The organism is Salinivibrio sp. MA351, assembly GCF_001996065.1.
Classification (GTDB): Bacteria; Pseudomonadota; Gammaproteobacteria; order Enterobacterales; family Vibrionaceae; genus Salinivibrio; species Salinivibrio costicola.
Genome location: NZ_MUFG01000023.1, coordinates 1 through 23,611, shown reverse-complemented (window position 1 = coordinate 23,611; position 23,611 = coordinate 1). Strand labels below are relative to the sequence as shown.

Here is a 23,611-nt window from a genome sequence, read left to right as displayed (position 1 = left end):
CATGCCAAAACGCACAGACATAAAAAGCATTCTAATCCTGGGCGCAGGCCCGATTGTCATCGGCCAAGCCTGTGAATTTGACTACTCAGGGGCACAAGCGTGTAAAGCGCTACGCGAAGAGGGGTACCGGGTTATTCTCGTGAACTCGAACCCAGCGACCATCATGACTGATCCCGAAATGGCCGATGCGACCTATATCGAGCCGATTCAGTGGCAGGTAGTGAAACATATTATTGAGAAAGAGCGCCCCGATGCGGTGTTACCGACCATGGGCGGTCAAACGGGATTAAACTGTGCACTTGATCTCGAGCGTCATGGCGTACTGGCGGAATTTGGCGTAGAGATGATTGGTGCAACAGCCGACGCCATTGATAAAGCGGAAGACCGACACCGTTTTGATGAAGCGATGCGCAGCATTAACCTTGAGTGTCCGCGTGCGGGCATTGCCCACAGCATGGATGAGGCTCACAAGGTACTCGACGAAGTGGGTTTCCCTTGTATTATCCGTCCTTCATTTACCATGGGCGGCACCGGTGGCGGTATTGCCTACAACCAAGAAGAATTTAAAGACATTTGCGAGCGGGGCTTGGATTTGTCGCCAACCAACGAGCTGTTGATTGATGAATCCTTGATTGGTTGGAAAGAGTACGAAATGGAAGTGGTGCGGGATAAAAACGATAACTGCATCATTGTCTGCTCGATTGAAAACGTCGATGCGATGGGTGTCCACACTGGTGATTCGATCACCGTCGCGCCCGCTCAAACATTGACCGATAAAGAATACCAACTGATGCGCAATGCCTCTGTGGCTGTGCTGCGTGAAATCGGTGTCGAAACCGGTGGGTCAAACGTTCAGTTTGGGATCAACCCTAATAATGGGCGCATGGTGATCATTGAAATGAACCCGCGTGTCTCCCGTTCATCAGCCTTAGCATCAAAAGCAACCGGTTTCCCGATTGCCAAAGTAGCGGCCAAATTAGCGGTTGGCTTTACCCTTGATGAGCTGATGAATGATATTACCGGCGGCGCCACACCGGCTTCATTTGAGCCGACCATTGATTACGTGGTCACGAAAATCCCACGCTTTAATTTTGAAAAATTTGCTGGCGCCAATGATCGACTGACGACCCAGATGAAATCCGTGGGCGAGGTGATGGCCATTGGCCGTAACCAACAAGAATCGTTACAGAAAGCATTACGCGGTCTAGAAACCGGCGCGTCTGGTTTTGATGAGATGGTCAACCTGGATGATGATACCGCATTGACGCGTATTCGCCATGAGCTGAAAGAGCCGGGCGCCGAGCGGATTTGGTATGTCGCGGATGCCTTCCGTGCAGGCATGTCGGTCGATGGGGTTTTCAACCTCACCAATATTGATCGCTGGTTCTTGGTGCAAATCGAAGACATCGTCAAACATGAACAACAAGTCCGAGATAATGGGTTTGCTGGTCTTAATGCGGTCGCGCTGCGCCAATTAAAACGTAAAGGTTTTTCCGATGTGCGCTTGGCGAATCTTCTCGGGGTGTCTGAAATTGAAGTGCGCAAACTACGGGATAAATTCAACATCCATCCGGTCTACAAACGCGTTGATACGTGCGCAGCTGAGTTTTCCTCTGATACCGCGTACATGTACTCAAGCTATGATGATGAATGTGAATCGCAACCAACCGATAAAAAGAAAATCATGGTTATCGGTGGTGGGCCGAACCGTATCGGACAGGGCATCGAGTTTGATTATTGCTGCGTCCATGCTTCGTTAGCGCTGCGCGAAGACGGCTATGAGACCATCATGGTGAACTGTAACCCTGAAACCGTCTCTACCGACTATGATACTTCCGATCGCCTCTACTTTGAGCCGGTGACCTTGGAAGATGTGTTGGCGATTGTTCGGGTCGAAAACCCTGAAGGGGTAATTGTTCAGTATGGTGGCCAAACCCCACTTAAACTGGCTCGAGCGCTAGAAGCGGCTGGGGTGCCGATCATTGGTACCAGTCCTGATGCAATTGACCGCGCGGAAGACCGTGAACGTTTCCAAGATGCGGTAGAGCGCCTAGGGCTGAAACAACCTGCCAACGCCACCGTGACGGCATTAGAGCAGGCGGTGGAAAAAGCGAAAGAGATTGGCTACCCGCTAGTGGTGCGTCCGTCTTATGTGCTTGGGGGACGGGCGATGGAAATCGTGTATGACGAAACGGATTTGCGTCGCTACTTTAATGAGGCCGTGAGTGTGTCGCATGAATCTCCCGTCTTGCTCGATCACTTCCTTGATGACGCGACCGAAGTAGATATTGATGCCGTGTGTGACGGTGACATCGTTGTCATTGGTGGCATTATGGAGCACATTGAGCAAGCGGGAGTGCACTCGGGCGATTCGGCGTGTTCACTACCAGCGTATACGTTGAGCGATGACGTTCAAGACCGGATGCGTGAACAAGTACGTAAATTAGCCTTAGAGCTTGGTGTACGCGGCTTGGTGAATACCCAGTTTGCGGTGAAAGATGATGAAATTTATCTGATTGAAGTAAACCCGCGGGCTGCACGAACGGTTCCATTTGTGTCTAAAGCGACAGGGGTGCCGCTGGCGAAAATTGCTGCTCGCGTCATGGCAGGACAATCACTTGCCGAGCAAGGGTTCGTGAACGAAGTGATTCCACCTTACTATTCCGTGAAAGAGGTGGTACTCCCGTTTAATAAGTTCCCAGGTGTGGATCCTTTGCTTGGGCCAGAAATGCGCTCAACCGGTGAAGTGATGGGCGTGGGCGATACCTTTGCTGAAGCGTTTGCTAAAGCGGATTTAGCCTGTGGCAAAGCCTATAGCGAAAGCGGGCGAGCCTTGTTGTCGGTTCGCAATAATGATAAGCAGCGCGTGGTCGACCTGGCCGCGAAGTTGCTGAAACTTGGCTTTGAGCTTGATGCCACCCACGGCACTGCCGTTATTCTGGGAGAAGCGGGGATCAATCCGCGCCTTGTCAACAAAGTGCACGAAGGACGCCCGCACATTCTTGACCGCATCAAAAACGGTGAGTATAGCTATATTGTCAATACCACCGAGGGGCGCCAAGCGATTGAAGATTCAAAAGTCTTACGTCGTGGTGCACTGGCCGCCAAGGTCAATTATACCACCACACTGAATGCGGCCTTCGCCACGTGCATGGCGTTAACGGCGGCCGATACCACCAAAGTGAATCCGGTGCAATCGCTGCACGCACGAGTACTGACCAAGTCTTAACCCCGATGAGACGTCAATGAGCAGCCATCAGACCCGCCTTTTTGGCGGGTCTTTCTTATCGCGCGTTTATGGCTGAGCGCGAGCGAAAGCAGGTACGAGCTGGCCACGGATCAATGCGTGATAAAACTCACGTTCAAATTGGGTGATCGGTGCGGGGACATTGTCAGGTAACGCGTCTTCATCCGGGTGATAATGACTGACTAACTGCACCACAATATGCGCCTGCCCGGTGTCATCCTCTAGTAAACCGGCCAAGTTATAACTGCCATAAAGCGAGCCACTCTTGGCTTTTAATCGCCCTTTAATCGGTGCGTGTCGGACACTTTGCCGATACTTAAGTGTGCCATCCATGCCTGCCGTGGGGAGCATATCAATCAGTCCCAGCTTAGGATGCGTCGAGATATAGTGAAGAACACTGGCCAACTGGCGCGCGCTTAAACGGTTGTTTCGGGATAAACCAGATCCGTCCACTAAGATCGCGCGGGATAGATCGATCCCTGCCTTTTGCAAGATGGCTTTAACTGCCGCGACGCCATTGCGGTAAGATCCCGGCTGCTGAAAATAGCGCCGCCCGAGCGCTTTCAAAAGGTTATCCGCAATCAAGTTGTCTGAGTCTCGCAACATGGTGGTCAGCAGTGACGGTAACGGGACAGAGTGATGGCGGGCAAGTTCACGATGTTGGCTGGGAGCCGGTGCGACCAGAATTTGACCGTTGAGGTGCACATTCAATCGTGCGAGCTCATCGGCAACAATGGCTTTCACATAGGCGGAAGGGGTTTGAACCGCAAAATTTAATGGCAGCGGCCTGTCCCGGTGGGCAAGACAGCCAGAAAAGTGATACTGATTATCCGCGGTGGCGGTTAAATCAAGCCCGCAGTGACGCGCTGTTTGCTGTTCTTCTGTCACCGTAAGGGCGTCGCTAGTCACTGAAATTGGCTGATGACGAGGAACATGAACGCGTGTTTGTACTTGATCGGGCTGGCTGTATATTGCCCCCTGCACACAATTATGATCCAGTGTTATTGCGGTTGAGGGAGCGCTGTAACAGACGGCGAGAATATCCCAAGGCCATCCGGGGGCACGAGAGCGACCGGCGAAGGCTTGGCCGTCCAGGTAAAGATGATTGATATTATCCAGCCCTCGACGAGGCAGTTGACTAAGTAGCTGACGAATATCTTTGCGAGTTAATAAGGGATCGCCATTAAAAATAAGCGCGATATCATCGCCAGCTTGTACCAGCCGTGTCGAAAAACGGAAGGTACTCGGTAAATAAAGGCGAGCGGCGAGCCCGGTGAGTAGCTTTTGTGTACTCGCTGGGGGAAGCAATGCATCCACTTGCTGACTAAGCTGCGGTTGTGTGTGTTGGGGATCGCTGACCCACAAGGCGGCCTGACTGCCTTTGGGCAATAAAGGGGTCAGCTGTTCAATCGTCAGCTGATTCGATGCATAAGCTAGTGATGTTGTGAACAATACGCTAAGTGCGAGGCAGAAAATAACCGCTAGGCAACGTATCGGTGCTAGGCAGCGAAAAAGAGCGCGAATCATGAGTGAGAGCCTTTGTGTTATTGCATCGTGTTTATCCTACCCTGTCCAGCCTTGAAGACAAGCCGCACGCATGGCCTGATACACCTCATCTGCTGGACAATCACCGGTTGGTCGGTCACGCTATTGCCGGATCAGAGATGATTTTGCGCCAATTCTTGTTTACAATCGAAAAAAAGCGTTGAATTCCGCCGCGCCCAAATTTTTGTTTGGGCGTGGCTTTGTTTTGCCAAAATCCCTTTGCTGTGGATTGAAAGAGGTAATGTCATTTATGGATAAAGTGCCAATGACCGTACGCGGCGAGCAGCTGCTACGAGAAGAGCTGGACAAGTTGACCAAACGTCGCCCAGAGATCTCTAACGCCATTGCAGAGGCGCGTGAGCTGGGTGATTTAAAAGAAAACGCGGAATATCATGCTGCGCGAGAAGAGCAGGGGATTTGTGAAGCGCAAATCCGCGATATTGAATACAAACTATCGGTCGCTCAAGTGATTGATGTCACCAAAATGCCGAATAATGGCAAAGTGATTTTTGGTGCTACCGTGACTGTGATTGACATCAATACCGACGAAGAACTGACCTATCGTATCGTGGGTGATGATGAGGCGGACATTAAAGCCAACCTTATTTCAGTGAACTCACCGATTGCCCGAGGCTTAATTGGTAAAGAAGAAGGCGAAGAAGTGAGTATCACCACACCGGGTGGTGTGAAAGAATTTGAGATTGGTAGCGTCGATTACGTCTAAGTAAAGTGTTACGAGATGTAACTTTTCGCTGAGTTTTCAACAGTAAAAAGGCCGCGACGCGGCCTTTTTTGTTATGCTTCAGCGCAAGTGCGGCAAACCACTAAGGCCACCCAAACTATTTGCGTGGTAATGTGATTTTACGCTCTTCGCTTTGACGGTAAATCACCAGTGTTTTGCCGATAACCTGGACTTTTTCGGCGCCAGTTTCACGAATGATAGCGTCGACAATCAGGTTTTTGGTCTCGCGGTCTTCTGATGCGACTTTCACTTTGATCAATTCATGGTGGTCAAGCGCAAGCTCAATTTCAGCGACCACGGCTTCGGTTAAGCCATTGGCGCCCATTAAGACTACAGGCTTAAGCTGGTGAGCCAGTCCTTTGAGATACTGTTTTTGTTTGGTGCTGAGTTTCATGTTGGCTCGATTTCTATTTGCTAGGGGTTGAAAACATGCCATTCTAACGCCATCTCATCACAAACTGAAACAGTATAAAGACGCTCCATGGCAACCGAATTATCTAGATAGCCGCTTTTGAGCTACCTTTAATAATAACATTCAGTGCGCAATCGATTGAATTTTATGATAATGCGTTGCCAACAATAGGGTTTGGTTAGGAACAACATGGCGAACAAAAAGCATTCAGCTAGCTCAGGACGTTGGTTGAAAGAACACTTTGACGATAAGTATGTGCACGAAGCGCAAAAAAAAGGTTATCGCTCACGCGCTATCTTTAAACTGGAAGAAATCCAGCAAAAAGATCGCATCTTAAAACCCGGTATGACAGTGGTCGATTTAGGGGCCGCGCCTGGCGGATGGTCGCAGTATGCGGCGACGCAAGTGGGCGATGAAGGCCAAGTGATTGCGTGCGACATCTTACCGATGGATTCGATGCCAGGCGTCAGCTTTCTCCAAGGCGATTTTCGTGAACAAACTGTTCTTGATGCCCTTCTTGATCGTATACAACCTGACACGGTTGACGTGGTGATGTCTGACATGGCGCCGAACATGAGTGGCAACCAGGCGGCAGACCAACCGCGTGCGATGTATTTGGTGGAGCTGGCGTTGGATATGTGCCGGGAAGTGTTAGGCCCCAAAGGCTGCTTCGTGGTAAAAGTATTTCAAGGAGAAGGCTTTGATCATTATCTGGCCGAAGTCCGTAAAATGTTTACAGCGGTCAAAATTCGTAAACCCGACTCATCCCGCGCACGGTCGCGAGAGGTCTACATTGTGGCTACAGGTTATAAACTGTAGTACCCTTACATTTATCTATCTCAGTTATGCGAGGCTAACACCTTGAGTGACATGGCAAAAAACTTGATTCTGTGGCTGGTTATCGCCGTTGTCTTAATGTCTGTGTTCCAAAGTTTTGGACCAGGTGACAACGCCGGTCGTCAAGTCGACTATACCTCTTTCGTACGCGAAATCGGCAACGATCAAATACAGGAAGTAAAATTTGACGATCGCGAGCTGAGTGTCACCCGACGTGACGGCTCGAATTATGTCACCTACATGCCTGTTATGAACGATCCAAAGTTGTTAGATGACTTGCTTAACAAAAATGTCAGTGTAAAAGGGACACCACCAGAAGAGCCAAGCATGTTGGCGTCTATCTTCATCTCGTGGTTCCCGATGCTGTTGCTTATCGGGGTATGGATATTCTTCATGCGTCAGATGCAAGGCGGGGGCGGCAAAGGCGCTATGTCATTTGGTAAATCAAAAGCCAAAATGATGAGCGAAGAGCAGGTCAAAACATCGTTCACCGATGTCGCTGGTTGTGACGAAGCAAAAGAAGACGTCAAAGAGCTGGTAGATTACCTGCGTGATCCAAGCCGTTTCCAAAAACTGGGCGGTAAAATTCCAACCGGTGTATTGATGGTGGGGCCTCCGGGTACGGGTAAAACCTTGCTGGCGAAAGCCATTGCAGGTGAAGCGAAAGTGCCTTTCTTCACCATTTCCGGCTCTGATTTCGTCGAAATGTTCGTGGGTGTGGGTGCATCACGTGTCCGTGATATGTTTGAGCAAGCCAAGAAAGCGGCACCGTGTATTATCTTTATCGATGAGATCGATGCAGTGGGTCGTCAACGTGGCGCTGGCTTAGGCGGCGGTCACGATGAGCGTGAACAAACCCTTAACCAAATGCTGGTCGAAATGGACGGCTTTGAAGGGAACGAAGGGGTGATTGTTATCGCCGCGACGAACCGTCCTGATGTCTTGGATCCTGCGTTATTACGTCCGGGGCGTTTTGACCGCCAAGTCGTGGTGAGCTTGCCTGATGTCCGCGGCCGTGAGCATATTCTAAAAGTGCACATGCGCAAAGTCCCCCTCGGCAATGATGTCGATGCATCGCTTATTGCACGTGGTACCCCAGGGTTCTCAGGGGCCGATTTAGCTAACTTGGTCAACGAGGCAGCATTGTTCTCGGCTCGCGGTAACAAGCGTGTGGTCTCCATGGTCGAGTTTGAACTGGCTAAAGACAAAATCATGATGGGTGCAGAGCGCCGTTCGATGGTGATGTCAGAAGAAATCAAAGAGTCGACTGCCTATCACGAAGCAGGCCATGCCATTGTTGGACGTTTAGTGCCGGAACATGATCCTGTCTACAAAGTCTCGATCATCCCACGTGGACGCGCATTGGGTGTGACCATGTACCTGCCTGAGCAGGACCGCATCAGCATGTCGCGTCAGCACCTGAACTCGATGATCTCAAGCCTTTATGGCGGTCGTTTAGCCGAAGAGCTGATTTACGGAAAAGACAAAGTCTCGACCGGGGCATCCAATGACATTGAACGTGCAACAGAAATTGCTCGCAAAATGGTCACGCAATGGGGCTTTTCAGAGAAACTAGGTCCATTGCTCTATGCGGAAGAGGAAGGCGAAGTTTTCCTTGGCCGTTCAATGGCACAGACCAAACATATTTCGGACGAAACGGCGCGCTTGATTGATGGAGAAATCCGTCAAATCATTGACAGTAATTACGACCGTGCAAAACAAATCTTGGCAGACAATCTCGATATCATGCATTCCATGAAAGATGCGTTGATGAAATACGAGACCATCGATGCGGCACAAATCGATGACTTGATGGCCCGTCGTGATGTTCGCGAGCCTGCAGGTTGGGAAGGCGGTGACGGGGGGTCTTCATCGGATGACACGCCCAAAAAACCGGATGAATCAGCGACGAAAGCATCTGATGAACAATCAGATGATAAAAAACAAAAGCCGTTAGATTCAGAAAACCAATCTGAAGCGTAAACCAACAGTAATACAAACCCCGATACGTCGGGGTTTTTTTGATCGTGCTTGGAAGTAAACGCATGGAAATAACACACCAGAATAAAACCCTGTCTCTTGATAGCCCCGTCGTTATGGGGATCCTCAATGTCACGCCGGACTCTTTCTCTGATGGCGGATTGTTTCAACAACAAAGCAAAGCCGTTGAGCGGGCACGACAGATGCTGGCTGATGGCGCGACGATTATCGATATTGGGGGCGAGTCGACCCGTCCTGGTGCCGCTGATGTGGCAGAGCAAGACGAAATTAATCGTGTTGTACCAGTGATAAAAGCTATCCGCGAGCGATCGGATTGCTGGATCTCGATTGATACCAGCAAAGCTGCGGTCATGCGCGCCGCTGTCGAAGCTGGCGCGAACCTGATCAATGATGTTCGCGCGCTCAGAGAGCCTGGCGCATTGACTGCCGCTGCCGATCTCCAGGTACCCGTGTGCATCATGCACATGCAGGGTCAGCCAAGAACCATGCAAGCGGCACCCGACTACACGGATGTTATCCAAGACGTAATGCAGTTTCTAAACCAGCGAATAGATGCTTGCCTAGATGCTGGCGTTATCAGGCAAAATATCATTTTGGATCCGGGCTATGGGTTTGGTAAAACCCTGGCACACAACTATCAGTTGCTCGCACAATTAGATCATTTCCATCACTTTGGTCTGCCGATCTTGGCGGGGATGTCGCGCAAATCTATGATTTACAAAGCGCTAGATAAAACACCTCACGACGTGCTAGGTGGCAGCATCGCTTGTGCCACGTTAGCGGCAGTGAAAGGCGCACAGATTATCCGTGTTCACGATGTTAAAGAGACGGCCGATGCGCTCAAGGTCGTGGCGTTGACGATGCAAGAAAATGAAGCACCAGGAGAATAAAAACAATGGCAGAACGTAAATACTTTGGCACAGATGGTGTGCGCGGTAAGGTGGGTGAATTTCCGATCACCCCAGAGTTTATGCTCAAACTAGGTTGGGCCGCCGGGCGCGTCTTGTCGCAACAAGGCACCCGCAAAGTGCTGATTGGTAAAGATACGCGAATATCGGGCTACATGCTTGAGTCTGCACTCGAATCAGGCTTATCCGCAGCAGGCTTAGAAGCTGCCTTCACTGGCCCTATGCCAACGCCGGCGATTGCGTATCTGACTCAAACGTTTCGCGCTGAAGCAGGGATCGTTATTTCTGCCTCACATAACCCGCATTACGACAACGGCATTAAATTCTTCTCCTCAGAGGGCACCAAACTTCCCGATGATGTTGAGCTAGCGATCGAAGCGGAACTCGAAAAAACACTCACTTGTGTCGAATCTGCCGAATTGGGCAAAGCAAGCCGCATCAACGATGCGGCCGGACGTTACATCGAATTCTGTAAAGGTACCTTCCCCAGTGCGTTAAGCCTGAGTGGCTTAAAAATTGTCCTTGATTGCGCCCATGGTGCGACGTATCACATTGCCCCCTCTGTTTTTCGTGAATTAGGGGCAGACGTGCTGACCATTGGCTGTGCGCCAAACGGGACCAATATCAATGATGAAGTGGGAGCTACCGATGTACGCGCGCTGCAGCAACGCGTGTTGGAAGAAAAAGCAGACCTTGGGGTAGCCTTTGATGGTGACGGTGATCGTGTGATCATGGTTGATCATCTTGGCAATAAAATTGATGGCGACCAAATTGCCTACATCATCGCGCGCGAAAGTTTGCGCCGTGGTGAGCTGAAAGGCGGCGTGGTTGGCACTTTGATGACCAACATGGGCATGGAGTTGGCATTACAATCGCTCGGGATCCCATTCGCACGTGCCAAAGTCGGTGATCGCTATGTGATGGAGCTACTCCAAGAAAAAGGCTGGCGAATTGGTGCGGAAAATTCAGGCCATGTGATTGTCTTGGATAAAGTCACCACCGGAGACGGCATTGTGGCGGCATTGCAGGTACTGGCCAGTGTTGCCGCCACGGGAATGGATTTAAAAGCGTTAAGCGATGGTATGACGTTATTGCCACAAGTACTAGAAAACGTGCGCTTTAGTGGCAGTGTCGACCCACTCCAAAGTGAGCCCGTACTGGCTGCCAAAGCCGCAGTGGAAAATAAACTGGGTGAGCAGGGGCGCGTGTTGCTGCGCAAATCAGGCACTGAGCCTTTGATTCGGGTGATGGTCGAAGGACCGGATGCCGATAACGTGAACGCCTACGCACTCGAAATCGCAGAGGCGGTGAAGGCGAACTGTTAATAATAAAGGGCGGGTGGTCATAGATTGCGCAAACGACGTCGAAATCAAGGTTTTTTGTAAATTTCTCTTGTTTCATCACCGCGCTTTCGCTAGTATTCACCCGCTCCCAACAAAGGGGGCTGCGCTGGCTGAGAAGTAACACTGCCGGCTCAACAACCTGGAGCATAGGTGGAACCATGTACGAAATTCTACTTGTGATTTATCTGTTGGCCGCAATCGGTGTAATTGGCCTGGTTCTGGTTCAGCAAGGTAAAGGCGCAGATATGGGAGCCTCATTCGGGGCTGGGGCATCAAACACCGTGTTTGGCTCTGGCGGCTCTGGAAACTTTTTAACCCGAATGACAACCGGTTTTGCAATCGCGTTCTTCGCACTGAGTCTTGTGCTCGGTAACTTGACAGCGCATGACCCTAAAGCAAAAAGCGGTTTTGAAGATTTAAGCGAGCCTGCTACACAACAGCAAGCTGCGCCAAAAGAGGATGAAATCCCTGTTGATAACAGTGAGATCCCTCAGTAAAAATTGAGCCGAGGTGGTGGAATTGGTAGACACGCTATCTTGAGGGGGTAGTGCCTTTATAGGCGTGCGGGTTCAAGTCCCGCTCTCGGCACCAAGTTCACAAAGGGCAATCACTTGCACCTTTGTTGTAAAAAGCGATATAATTATCGCGAATCGGACGCGGGATGGAGCAGTTTGGTAGCTCGTCGGGCTCATAACCCGAAGGTCGGCGGTTCAAATCCGTCTCCCGCAACCAATTTTAAGTTTGTTGTTTAAATAACGGCTAAACTGAATAACGCGTCAGCGTTTGTTGTCAAAGCCACGCTGACCGGGCTAGCCACGTGCTAGCCTTTTTGCCCTCGGGGCAGCACGAAGCGGACCAATAAGCCTTTGTGTAGAGAGTTACTCTCTCGTTATTGTTGCGATGATTCCGACACCAGCAATAACGGCTATGCTAACGACTTATGTTGATGGCATAGCATCAGGGTCCAGTTACATTAAACCCCGATTTTCGGGGTTTTTTGTTATCTGAAGAAGACCATTCGGATAGTAACTGGGCTTTTAAGCCCTTTTTTTATTTCTGGGGTTTGGAATGACAGGATTAGAGAAACAACTGGCTGAACTTTTAACCGCGCCTGTTGAGGCGTTGGATTATGAGTTGGTTGGGCTTGAATTTGTTCGAGCTGGCCAGCATTCAACACTGCGTATCTTTATTGACCATGAAAATGGTATCACGGTGGACGATTGTGCCGATGTGAGCCGTCAAGTGAGCGCGGTAATGGATGTGGAAGACCCAATCACAGTGGCGTACAACCTAGAGGTGTCATCTCCAGGTGTTGATCGTCCACTGTTCACCGCTGATCACTATCAGCAATTCATCGGGCATGAAGTGAACATCGTGCTGAAAATGGCTATGCAAAACCGCCGTAAGTGGAAAGGCGAAATCCTTTCTGTCGATGGCGATACCATCACGGTTCGCGTGGACGGCCAAGATGAGGCGTTTGCCTTGAGTAACATCGCCAAAGCAAACCTGGTTCCTTCATTTTAAGAGTAAATGAGGCATTAGTAGATGAATAAAGAAATCTTGGCTGTTGTCGAAGCGGTCTCAAACGAAAAAGCCGTTCCACGAGAGCGTATTTTCGAAGCACTGGAAACCGCGCTGGCAACGGCAACCAAAAAGAAGTACGAGGCCGAAATCGATGTGCGTGTCGCCATTGATCGCAAATCCGGTGAATTCGACACCTTCCGTCGTTGGCTTGTCGTCGATGAAGTCACCCAGCCAACGCGTGAAATCACGTTGGAAGCGGCCCAATATGATGATGAAACCCTCGAACTAGGCGGGTTTGTAGAAGATCAAATTGAATCGGTTGTTTTCGACCGCATTACCACCCAAACCGCTAAGCAAGTGATCGTACAAAAAGTGCGTGAAGCTGAGCGTGCACAAGTGGTTGAGCAGTTCATGGACAACGAAGGTGAGCTTGTCACCGGTGTGGTCAAAAAAGTCAATCGCGATGTTATCATTGTCGACTTAGGAAACAACGCGGAAGCGGTTATCCAACGTGATGATCAACTCCCTCGTGAAAACTTCCGTCCTGGCGACCGAGTACGTGGTCTGTTGTATGCTGTGCGTCCTGAAGCGCGAGGCTTCCAATTGTTCATGACGCGCTCCAAGCCAGAAATGCTCAGTGAGCTATTCCGCATCGAAGTGCCAGAAATTGGCGAAGAGATGATTGAGCTGATGGGCGCTGCCCGCGATCCTGCTTCACGCGCTAAAATTGCCGTGAAAACCAACGACAAACGTATCGATCCCGTCGGTGCGTGTGTGGGGATGCGTGGTGCACGTGTACAAGCGGTATCAACTGAACTGGGTGGCGAGCGTATTGACATCGTGCTTTGGGACGATAATCCTGCCCAATTTGTGATCAATGCCATGGCGCCTGCAGACGTCGCCTCTATCATCGTCGATGAAGATACTCACTCCATGGATATTGCCGTAGAGGCTGATAACCTGGCGCAAGCGATTGGGCGTAACGGACAAAACGTGCGTTTGGCCTCTCAACTGACCGGTTGGGAACTGAACGTGATGACGGTTGAAGACCTCCAGAAAAAACACCAAGAAGAAGCACAAGCTTCGTTAGAGCTGTTTGTTAAATATCTTGATATTGACGAAGACTTTGCACAAACCTTGGTGGAAGAAGGTTTCACCACCCTTGAAGAAGTGGCCTATGTGCCAACCAGCGAAATGCTCGAAATTGACGGCTTAGACGAAGATACTGTCGACATTTTGCGCGCACGTGCGAAAGAAGCGTTGACCACCATCGCGCTCGCACAAGAAGAATCGCTGGGAGACGCTGAACCTGCCGAAGATCTGCTGGCATTAGACAGCCTTTCTCGTGAGATGGCCTTTAAACTGGCCGCGAAAGGCGTGAAGACGCTAGAAGATCTTGCTGATCAAGGCACTGACGATCTGTTAGATGTTGATGGATTGGACGAAACCAGTGCAGGCGAGCTTATTATGGCAGCGCGTAATATCTGCTGGTTCAGCGACGAAGCGTAAAGACGGCAAAGGAGGAGCAGAATGTCAGAGGTTACAGTACATACACTGGCGAAGGAAATTGATACGCCGGTTGATCGTCTGCTGAAGCAGTTTAAAGAAGCTGGTATGCAAAAATCGGCGGACGATCAGGTAAGCCAAGATGAAAAACAAGCTTTGTTGACGCATTTAAAGCGTGAGCATGGTGACAACGGCAATGCTCCGACGCGTCTGACGCTTCAGCGCAAGAAACGTAGCACACTGAGCGTGTCAGGGGCTGGCGGAAAAAACAAAGATGTCCAAGTTGAAGTGCGTAAAAAGCGCACTTATGTGAAGCGTAGCGAGCTTGAAGACCAAAAGTCAGCGCAAGAAGCGGAAGAGCAAGCCCAACGCGAAGCCGAAGAAAAAGCGCGTCTAGAAGCTGAAGAGCAAGCAAAACGCGAAGCAGAAGAGAAAGCGAAACGTGAGGCCGAAGAAAAAGCCAAGCGTGAAGCACAAGAGAAAGCCAAACGCGAAGCTGAAGAAAAAGCTAAGCGTGAAGCCAAGCCGCAAGCGCAACCAAAATCTGAGCAGCCTGAAGACGACGCAGCGGATACTGCTGCCACTCGTGCTGCTGATGCGCAAGCGAAGAAAGAAGCTGATGAACTTAAGCGTCGCCAGGAAGAGGAAGCCAAGCGTAAAGCTGAAGAAGAAAGTCAGCGGCAGTTAGAAGAGGCACGCAAAATGGCAGAAGCAAATCAAGAGCGCTGGTCAGATCAAGACAAAGCGCTAAGTACCATGGAGGCGGCTGACCACCATACGGTTACCTCCGAATATGCCCGCGAAGCGGAAGACGAAGCGGATCGCCGCGAAGAAACGGCCGCGCCGCGTCGTAAGAAAAAGAAAAAAGCCACTGCAACAGAAGACAAAAACCCCCGAGGCCGTCGTGGCAAAGGTGGTAAAGGCAAAGGCCGTATGGCTAAGCCGTCTTCGATGCAGCATGGCTTTAAAAAACCTGCCCAGAAAGTAAACCGCGAAGTCGAGATCGGTGAAACCATTACGGTTGCTGAGCTCGCGAATAAAATGGCGGTGAAAGGTGCAGAAGTCATTAAAACCATGATGAAAATGGGTGCAATGGCGACCATTAATCAGGTGATTGACCAAGAAACCGCACAGCTTGTCGCGGAAGAAATGGGTCACAAAGTTATCCTGCGCAGAGAGAATGAGCTGGAAGAGGCCGTACTCTCTGATCGTGATAATGATGCACCTATGGCACCGCGTGCACCGGTTGTTACTATCATGGGTCACGTTGACCACGGTAAGACATCCTTGCTCGACTACATCCGTAAAGCACACGTTGCAACGGGTGAAGCTGGCGGTATTACTCAGCATATCGGTGCGTACCATGTACAAACTGATAACGGCATGATCACCTTCCTGGATACGCCAGGACACGCAGCGTTTACCGCGATGCGTGCACGTGGTGCGGGTGCGACGGATATCGTTGTGTTGGTGGTTGCGGCCGATGATGGTGTGATGCCACAAACCAAAGAAGCGATTCAACACGCCAAAGCCGCGGGTGTACCTTTGATTGTTGCCGTCAACAAGATGGACAAAGAAGGTGCTAACCCTGACAGCGTCAAGAATGAGCTCGCGCAGTATGATGTTATCCCAGAAGAGTGGGGCGGTGAGAACATCTTTGTTCACGTCTCTGCGAAACAGGGTGAAAACATTGATACCTTGCTCGAGTCCATCTTGTTGCAATCAGAAGTCCTTGAGCTGAAAGCGGTTGAGAAAGGCATGGCGCGTGGCGTTGTGGTTGAATCTCGTCTGGATAAAGGCCGTGGTCCTGTTGCGACTGTCTTGGTTCAAGAAGGTACCTTGAATAAAGGCGATATTGTACTTTGTGGCCTTGAATACGGTCGTGTTCGTGCGATGCGTGATGAGAACGGTCAAGACATCGAACATGCTGGTCCATCCATTCCGGTTGAGATCTTAGGTCTGTCAGGTGTCCCTGCCGCCGGTGATGAAGCTACGGTTGTACGTGACGAGAAGAAAGCCCGTGAAGTGGCACTTTATCGTCAAGGTAAATTCCGTGATGTGAAACTGGCGCGTCAGCAAAAAGCCAAACTGGAAAACATGTTCTCGAACATGGAAGAAGGTGAAGTCTCTGAGCTCAACATCGTTCTGAAAGCCGATGTACAAGGTTCGATTGAGGCAATTGCCGATTCACTGGTTAAACTGTCAACTGACGAAGTCAAAGTGAAGATTGTTGGTTCCGGCGTGGGCGGTATTACTGAAACCGACGCGGTACTGGCAGCGGCATCGAACGCGATCATTTGTGGCTTTAACGTGCGTGCCGATGCGACCGCACGTAAGACTATCGAGAATGAAAGCTTAGATCTTCGCTACTATTCTGTTATCTACACCATGATTGATGAAGTGAAACAAGCGATGAGCGGTATGCTTGCGCCTGAGTTCAAACAAGAAATCATTGGTTTGGCAGAAGTTCGCGATGTCTTTAAGTCACCAAAACTGGGCGCAATTGCCGGGTGTCAGGTGTCTGAAGGCTTGATTAAGCGTAACAACCCAATTCGTGTTCTGCGTGATAACGTGGTTATCTACGAAGGGGAGCTGGAATCACTGCGTCGCTTTAAAGATGATGTGAACGAAGTGAAGAAAGGCTACGAGTGTGGTATTGGCGTGAAGAACTACAATGATGTTCGCGTTGGTGACCAAATCGAAGTCTTTGAAACGGTTGAAATTCAGCGCTCAATTGACTAATTAAGCGTTTAAAAACAGCCAGGTCGTTTGGATACACCGTGGGGGGAGGCGCATGCGCTTACCCCCATTTTGTTGAGAGAAAAGAAAATGGGTAAAGATTTTAGCCGGACGGACCGCGTCGCCCATCAGTTGCAAAAAGAAATTGCACTGATCCTGCAGCGTGAAGTGAAAGATCCACGTATCGGTATGGTGACCGTCTCTGACGTCCAAATCTCGCGTGACCTTGCTTACGCCAAAGTCTTCGTCACCTTTTTAACCGTTGACGAACAAGCACCAACCGAGAGCCTAAAGGCACTCAATGAAGCGAGCGGATACATTCGCTCATTGGTCGGTAAGGCAATTCGTTTACGTATCACGCCGGAACTGACTTTTGTATTTGATGAGTCGCTGACTGAAGGTATTCGTATCTCGAACCTGGTGAGCAAAGCGGTGCGCAGTGATAATGAGCGCCGTGATGATGATGACAAAGGTGAGGAATAAAAGATGGCGCGTCGTCAACGTCGTCGAGGTCGCCCCGTTGATGGGATTATCCTACTCGATAAACCCACGGGCATAACCTCTAATGATGCTCTGCAGAAAGTAAAACGTATCTTTTTTGCCGAGAAAGCAGGACACACTGGAGCCTTGGATCCGCTTGCAACGGGCATGTTGCCAATTTGCCTAGGTGAAGCGACCAAGTTCTCTCAGTTTTTGCTGGATGCCGACAAACGTTATCGGGTGGTGGCAAAATTGGGTCAGCGCACCAATACCTCAGACGCCGATGGTGAAGTGGTAGAAACCCGCGATGTAAAAGTCAATTTAGGATTGCTGGAGCGCTGTATTGCTAAGTTCCGCGGTGAAACCCAGCAGATCCCATCGATGTTCTCCGCGCTCAAATATCAAGGTAAGCCTTTGTATGAATATGCGCGTCAAGGCATTGAAGTACCGCGTGAAGCGCGTACGATTCATGTTCATCAAATTGAATTGTTGCGCTTTGAAGGTGATGAGATTGAGATGGAAGTCCACTGTTCTAAAGGCACTTACATTCGAACCATCGTCGATGATCTTGGGGAAATGCTAGGCTGTGGTGCCCACGTCACCGCACTGCGTCGCACGGGTGTTTCTGGCTATCCGACGCGCCAGATGGTGACATTAGAGCAGCTCGAAAGCTTGTTGAATGAAGCCAGAGAACAAGAGAACCAACCTAAGCAGTTGCTGGATCCTTTGTTACTCCCACTTGATACCGCGGTACAAGACTTGCGAGAAATCAACTTGTTGCCGGTAATGGCCAGCTATGCCTTACAAGGCCAAGCGGTACAGGTGCCGAATGCACCTACCAGTGGCTTTGTTCGCTTAACCGCGGGCGAGGAACGTCACTTTATTGGTGTTGGTGAAATTGACGCCGATGGCTTGGTGGCGCCACGTCGTTTAGTGGCCAGTCGCCAGCCGGAAGCAGGCTAAAAAACACGCTGCCATTTGCGCGTGTTTAACGGAAAAAGCGGCGTGGATAGATTGCTACCTTAGACGAAAGTCAGTAGAATACGCGCCTTCGGGCACCGGCTGAATCAGAGATTGGCTGGTGCATGATAATCACACACTCTTATTAGGAGAGCATTATGTCTCTGACTGCAGAAGCAAAAGCACAAATCGTTGCTGATTTTGGCAAAACCGAGAACGACACGGGTTCACCGGAAGTTCAAATCGCCCTTTTGACCGCATCAATCAACGATCTGCAATCGCACTTCGCTGAGCACAAAGGTGACCACCACAGCCGCCGTGGCCTGCTACGCATGGTTTCACGTCGTCGTAAGCTGCTGGACTACCTGAAAAAGAACAGTGTTGACCGTTACTTGGACGTTATCAAGCGTCTAGGCATCCGTCGCTAAGATTCTGGAGAAAAGGGAGCTCAGGCTCCCTTTTCTTTATATAAAAAACGCGCCACCGGAGTAATCCGGGGCGCGTTTTTTTGTTTGACGATGTTTTGATCTTCGCGCTACTGACGCAGCGTCACTGACGAAGCGCTTTCGCCGCTGCAACCATGTTTTCTAATGCCGGGATAACCTCATCCCATTGGCGGGTTTTTAGGCCGCAATCTGGGTTCACCCACAATCTTTCTGCAGGAATACGGGCGGCGGCTTTTTCCATTAACCCAACAATTTGCGCTTGGCTTGGCGTATTGGGGGAGTGAATGTCATACACGCCAGGGCCAATGTCATTGGGATAGTCAAAGTGATCAAATGCGTCCAACAGTTCCATATCCGAGCGAGAGGTCTCTATGGTGATCACGTCGGCGTCCATATCCGCGATGGATGCGATGATATCGTTAAACTCGGAATAACACATATGGGTATGGATTTGCGTCTCGTCACTCACGCCGTTGGCGGCAATTTTAAACGCGTTGATTGCCCAATCGAGGTAATTTTGCCACTCACTGCGACGCAAAGGTAAACCTTCACGCAGCGCCGCTTCATCTATTTGAATGATTTGGGTGCCAGCTTTCTCAAGATCCTGCACTTCTTGGCGGATCGCCAGCGCCAGTTGGTTACAGGTCTGTGATCGAGGCTGATCATCACGCACAAATGACCAGTTAAGAATAGTCACCGGTCCGGTGAGCATGCCTTTGAGTGGCTTATCAGTGAGAGACTGCGCGTATTGCGTCCACTCGACGGTCATTGCTTTAGGGCGTTCAATATCACCAAACAAAATCGGCGGTTTTACGCAGCGAGAGCCATACGATTGCACCCAGCCAAACTGACTGAACACATACCCATCTAGCTGTTCGCCAAAGTACTCCACCATATCATTACGCTCAGCCTCGCCATGTACTAACACATCGAGCCCTAACGCTTCTTGCTTTTCCACCGCATGGGCAATCTCTTTGCGCATAATGTCTTGATAGGTGGCGGCATCAATGTCGCCCTTCTTGTATTGCAAGCGCGTTTGGCGAATGGCACTGGTTTGTGGAAATGACCCTATGGTGGTGGTCGGGAAGCGTGGCAGGTTGAGCTGCTCGTGTTGCAAGCGAATGCGCTCTGCAAACGGACGCTGCCGTGTCCCTAATTGTGGTGTAATCGCTGCTAATGCGGCTTGCACCTTAGGGTTGTGTACACGTGGTGATTGCTGACGGCTTTCGATTGCCTCACGGTTATTGTCCAGCGCGGGCTGAACGGTTTGACGGCCGTGATTAAGGGCGCGCGCGAGTACATCCAGCTCCTCGAGTTTTTGATACGCAAAGGCGAGCCAGTTTTTTACTTCAGGATCGAGCTTTTGTTCGCTCGCCAAATCGACTGGCACATGAAGTAAAGAGCAAGAAGGCGCGAGCCAGAGGCGATCCCCCAAAGATTGATGAATCGGTTCGAGCCATTCTAACGTGGCATCAAGGTTAGTTTTCCAAACATTACGACCGTTGATTATACCCAGAGACAGGACGTGCTGATCGCTAAGCGTTTCACGGTATGCATCCACATCCCCTCGGCCACGAATCGCATCTAGGTGCCAGCCGTCAACGGGCAACGATTGCGCCAATGGACGATTTTCAGCTTGCTCGCCGAAGTAGCTCGCCAGCAATAACTTGACCTTGGTTTGGCTTAATGCACGATACGCGGTTTTCAGCGCCGTCTGCCATTCAGGCGCGAGCTCCGTGACCAAGATCGGTTCGTCGATTTGGACCCACTCAATGCCTTTTTCTGCCAGTTTGCTCAGCAGTGTTTGATACACGGGTAAGAGCCTATCGAGCAGATCCAGTTTGTTCGATGCATCTTTTTCTTTGCCCAGCCAAAGGTAAGTCACGGGGCCGACTAAAACTGGCTTGGTGTTTATACCGGTTATTTTGGCTTCTTCTATTTGCGTCAATAGATTTTCAGCATGAAGACTAAACGTTGTTTGCGCGGTAAATTCTGGCACGATGTAGTGATAATTGGTATCGAACCATTTGGTCATCTCACCGGCATGCACGCACTGGCAAGCACTATCGTTTGCCGAGCGGCCACGAGCGACGCGGAAGTAGTTATCCAGGGTGTTATCTTGATGGTCAGCCACACGGTCAGGGACATTGCCGACTAAAAAGCTGGTGTCGAGTACATGGTCATAAAATGAAAAGTCGCCGACGGGAGCGATGTCGAGTTCACTTTGTTGTTGCCAGTGACTGCGGCGCAGATCTTTCGCAAGATCGGTTAAGTTTTGTTGGGATGATTCGCCACGCCAGTAACGCTCGAGTGCAAATTTAAGTTCGCGCTGGGCGCCGATACGTGGAAAGCCGAGATTATGAGTTTTAGCCATCTATACGTCCTCCTTTTTGATTGAATTCAGCATAGGGCTTTCTCGTTATGAACTAAAATGGCATTATTTCATCAATCAATGAATTTTAGTCATGGAATAGACATGTTAGAACGTCACCACCTTCATATTTTGCGTGCGATCAAAGAGCAAGGGTCGCTTACCGCAGCCGCAGAGACGCTTTATCTCACCCAGTCCGCGATTAGCCATGCGATGAAAAAGCTAGAAAGCCAGCTCGGGATTAGCTTGTGGCAAAAATCCGGACGGCAGCTTCATTTCACGCGAGCGGGTGAGTACTTGCTTACGCTGTCTGAGCGTATGCTTCCTCAGTTCGAGCACGCTGAACAGCAGCTTAAACAATTTGCTCAAGGCCAGCGCGGTACATTGCGCATCGGCATGGAGTGTCACCCTTGTTATCAGTGGTTGCTTAAGGTGGTTGAGCCTTTCTTACATCAATGGCCGGATGTGGATGTTGACGTCAAACAAAAGTTCCAATTCGGTGGTTTGGGCGCATTGTTTGGCCATGAGATTGATGTACTCGTCACGCCCGATCCCTTACTTAAACCAGGCATAGAATACGTATCCGTGTTTGATTACGAACAGGTGCTGGTGGCGAGCGGACGAAGTGCACTCGCGGCGTTTGACTATGTTGATCCTCAGCAAGTAACACAGGAAGTGCTGATTACCTACCCTGTTGATCAATCGCGTTTAGATGTCTTTACCCAGTTTTTGGCGCCGGCGCACTGTGCACCGCGCAAACACAAAACCATAGAAACAACCGATATCATGCTGCAAATGGTTGCCGCTGAGCGCGGGATCGCGGCACTCCCCAAATGGCTGGCTTTAGAATATCAACAGCGTTTAAACCTACATATTCTTCGCATGGGCAAAACAGGCATTCATAAATCGATCCATTTGGGTGTACGCGAGGGACAAAGAGATGATTACATCCAAGACTTCATCGAAAAAGCCAGTTCAACCGTCATGCAGCGATATGACTAAGAGATAAAACACTCAATCCCGTTAATAGCGATATTTAAGCGCATACTTTAAGGGCATGGTTTGAGAGCATAGTTTCGCGCCGTTTCAAACACCCACCTATACTTACGTATTGTCTCAATTTTGAGCCGTACAAAGTGCACATTTCGGCGTAAAATTACTTTCGAAGAAGTCTAATTCCTTAGATAATGCAAGTGATAGACTTTGAATGCACCTCACATTTTTTATGGATAAAGAGTCCCGGCTATGAAATCAATCTCGCTCTCTCGCAATGTAAACGTCGAAAGTATCCTGGGAAATGGTGTACTGCTTGTCAATGGCACGCCAATGACAGTGACCGAAGGCACGTCCTTTCCGTCTGGAACCGAGCTGGTTCTGCCAGATAACAGTGAGGCTGTTATTGTACTTAGCGACGGAACATTACTCGCCGTTGAGGCTCAGGGAGAGCAGTCCGGCGCCGTGCTCGATGGATTGCCGCAAGATGTTCAAGATGAAATAGCCGAAATTCAGCAACAAATCCTTGATGGTGAAGGCGAGATCACCATTGAAGATGACCAAGCGACCGCCGCTGGTGGTGACGCTGCAGCCGGCAGTGGCTCATGGAGTTATGTCAATGTTGAGCGTGATGGAAGCGAGACCATTGCAAGCTCAGGATTTGATACTGATTCGCTTGCAACCAACGACGGGGCGATTGGTAGCGATGCAGAAGGAGGAGCGGGGCTTGCGATTGACACCACCGCTCCCGGAATCCCTGGCGTGACCATTGTTAATGATGCTAACAACGATGGCATTATTAGTGGGCAAGAGCTTGGTGATGGGATCCAGGTATTGATCAATCTGTCCGATACCGGTGCTAATCCGGGTGATGTATTAACCGTAAATGGTCAAACCTCGACGATTACCGAGCAAAATATCATAGACGGCACCGTTACCATCACACTGCCAGACACTCCTGCAGACGGAGAAACGTTAACCGTACAAGCCACCATTACCGACACCTCCGGCAACACCTCCGCGCCGGGGAGTGATCAAGCAGACATTGATACTAGCGCCGAGGCCGGCACGGTCAGCGTGAACAACATCACCAGCGATGACGTGATCAACGCGCAAGAAGCGGGCGAGACCATCACGGTCACCGGCAGCGCGAGCGGCGGCGACATCGCCGAAGGCGATACCGTTGCGATGACCATCAACGGCGAAGACTACACCACCACCGTGGATGAAAACGGCGAGTGGAGCGTGGACGTGGCCGGCAGCGACCTGGCGGCGGACACCGAGTTCGAGGTGGTCGTGAGCTCGTCGGATGACGCGGGCAATACGGTAGACAGCACCGCGACCTCCACGCACACGGTTGACACCCAGGCGGGTGAGGACAACAGCGCGCCGACGGTCACCATCACCGAAGACGCCAACAATGATGGCGTGATCAGCAGTGACGAGCTCGATGGCCAGGTCGACGTCAACGTCGACTTGCCAGCGGGTGCCGTGGCCGGTGACACCATCAGCGTCAGCGATGGCACCACCACCAACGACATCGTGTTGGCCGACACC

18 protein-coding genes and 2 tRNA genes are annotated in these 23,611 nt (G+C 50.5%); 17 read left to right on the top strand and 3 right to left on the bottom strand.

Annotation, left to right across the window (positions count from 1 at the left end):
- The first annotated feature begins 1 nt into the window (after position 1).
- Entirely contained in the window at positions 2–3,229 is a 3,228-nt protein-coding gene (gene carB, locus BZG78_RS11990) for a carbamoyl-phosphate synthase large subunit (RefSeq protein ID WP_021023295.1), read from the top strand.
- 66 nt (positions 3,230–3,295) lie between these two features.
- Here the strand turns inward: carB and dacB are convergent, their stop codons facing one another.
- Positions 3,296–4,774 (bottom strand): serine-type D-Ala-D-Ala carboxypeptidase, encoded by a 1,479-nt coding sequence (gene dacB, locus BZG78_RS11985; protein ID WP_077661335.1) that lies wholly within the window; start codon positions 4,772–4,774, stop codon positions 3,296–3,298.
- 268 nt (positions 4,775–5,042) lie between these two features.
- Between dacB and greA the strand changes: the two genes are divergently transcribed.
- Positions 5,043–5,516: a transcription elongation factor GreA gene (gene greA, locus BZG78_RS11975; protein ID WP_021023293.1), complete on the top strand. Its 474-nt coding sequence runs from the start codon at positions 5,043–5,045 to the stop codon at positions 5,514–5,516.
- 115 nt (positions 5,517–5,631) lie between these two features.
- Here greA and yhbY read toward each other — a convergent pair whose 3' ends face one another.
- Positions 5,632–5,928 carry a ribosome assembly RNA-binding protein YhbY gene (yhbY, locus tag BZG78_RS11970; protein ID WP_021023292.1) on the bottom strand — a complete coding sequence of 99 codons (297 nt, stop codon included), beginning with the start codon at positions 5,926–5,928 and terminating at the stop codon, positions 5,632–5,634.
- 207 nt (positions 5,929–6,135) lie between these two features.
- On the opposite strand from yhbY, the gene rlmE reads away from it, so the two are divergent.
- The 13 genes from rlmE (at position 6,136) to rpsO (ending at position 18,672) form a co-directional block, all read left to right on the top strand.
- Positions 6,136–6,765: a 23S rRNA (uridine(2552)-2'-O)-methyltransferase RlmE gene (rlmE, locus tag BZG78_RS11965; RefSeq protein WP_077661333.1), complete on the top strand. Its 630-nt coding sequence runs from the start codon at positions 6,136–6,138 to the stop codon at positions 6,763–6,765.
- Between the two features lie 51 nt (positions 6,766–6,816).
- Complete coding sequence (gene ftsH / locus BZG78_RS11960) at positions 6,817–8,766, top strand: ATP-dependent zinc metalloprotease FtsH (protein WP_077661332.1); 1,950 nt, start codon at positions 6,817–6,819, stop codon at positions 8,764–8,766.
- 62 nt (positions 8,767–8,828) lie between these two features.
- Positions 8,829–9,674 carry a dihydropteroate synthase gene (gene folP, locus BZG78_RS11955; RefSeq protein ID WP_077576769.1) on the top strand — a complete coding sequence of 282 codons (846 nt, stop codon included), beginning with the start codon at positions 8,829–8,831 and terminating at the stop codon, positions 9,672–9,674.
- A gap of 5 nt (positions 9,675–9,679) precedes the next feature.
- Entirely contained in the window at positions 9,680–11,017 is a 1,338-nt protein-coding gene (gene glmM / locus BZG78_RS11950) for a phosphoglucosamine mutase (protein ID WP_077461716.1), read from the top strand.
- A gap of 176 nt (positions 11,018–11,193) precedes the next feature.
- Complete coding sequence (secG, locus tag BZG78_RS11945; RefSeq protein WP_021023287.1) at positions 11,194–11,532, top strand: preprotein translocase subunit SecG; 339 nt, start codon at positions 11,194–11,196, stop codon at positions 11,530–11,532.
- A gap of 7 nt (positions 11,533–11,539) precedes the next feature.
- Positions 11,540–11,626 (top strand) — tRNA-Leu (locus tag BZG78_RS11940).
- 64 nt (positions 11,627–11,690) lie between these two features.
- Positions 11,691–11,767 (top strand) — tRNA-Met (locus BZG78_RS11935).
- Between the two features lie 336 nt (positions 11,768–12,103).
- Positions 12,104–12,559 (top strand): ribosome maturation factor RimP, encoded by a 456-nt coding sequence (gene rimP / locus BZG78_RS11930; RefSeq protein WP_021023286.1) that lies wholly within the window; start codon positions 12,104–12,106, stop codon positions 12,557–12,559.
- A gap of 21 nt (positions 12,560–12,580) precedes the next feature.
- Positions 12,581–14,068, top strand: a complete 1,488-nt coding sequence (gene nusA / locus BZG78_RS11925; RefSeq protein WP_077661331.1) for a transcription termination factor NusA — start codon at positions 12,581–12,583, stop codon at positions 14,066–14,068.
- Between the two features lie 21 nt (positions 14,069–14,089).
- Positions 14,090–16,807, top strand: coding sequence for a translation initiation factor IF-2 (gene infB, locus BZG78_RS11920; RefSeq protein WP_077661330.1), 2,718 nt, complete (start codon positions 14,090–14,092; stop codon positions 16,805–16,807).
- An 87-nt stretch (positions 16,808–16,894) separates the two neighbouring features.
- On the top strand, positions 16,895–17,287 hold the full coding sequence (gene rbfA / locus BZG78_RS11915) for a 30S ribosome-binding factor RbfA (RefSeq protein WP_077461713.1): 393 nt from the start codon (positions 16,895–16,897) through the stop codon (positions 17,285–17,287).
- A 3-nt stretch (positions 17,288–17,290) separates the two neighbouring features.
- Positions 17,291–18,247 carry a tRNA pseudouridine(55) synthase TruB gene (gene truB, locus BZG78_RS11910; protein WP_077661329.1) on the top strand — a complete coding sequence of 319 codons (957 nt, stop codon included), beginning with the start codon at positions 17,291–17,293 and terminating at the stop codon, positions 18,245–18,247.
- A gap of 155 nt (positions 18,248–18,402) precedes the next feature.
- Positions 18,403–18,672 carry a 30S ribosomal protein S15 gene (gene rpsO / locus BZG78_RS11905; RefSeq protein WP_025673889.1) on the top strand — a complete coding sequence of 90 codons (270 nt, stop codon included), beginning with the start codon at positions 18,403–18,405 and terminating at the stop codon, positions 18,670–18,672.
- Positions 18,673–18,793: 121 nt separating this feature from the next.
- Here the strand turns inward: rpsO and metE are convergent, their stop codons facing one another.
- Positions 18,794–21,064 carry a 5-methyltetrahydropteroyltriglutamate--homocysteine S-methyltransferase gene (gene metE, locus BZG78_RS11900; protein ID WP_077661328.1) on the bottom strand — a complete coding sequence of 757 codons (2,271 nt, stop codon included), beginning with the start codon at positions 21,062–21,064 and terminating at the stop codon, positions 18,794–18,796.
- Positions 21,065–21,166: 102 nt separating this feature from the next.
- Here metE and BZG78_RS11895 point away from each other — a divergent pair, with 102 nt between their 5' ends.
- A complete protein-coding gene (locus tag BZG78_RS11895) occupies positions 21,167–22,063 on the top strand; it encodes a LysR family transcriptional regulator (RefSeq protein WP_199877197.1) in 897 nt (298 codons plus the stop codon).
- 243 nt (positions 22,064–22,306) lie between these two features.
- The coding region (locus BZG78_RS11890; RefSeq protein WP_131826083.1) for an Ig-like domain-containing protein at positions 22,307–23,611 on the top strand (1,305 nt) is incomplete at its 3' end.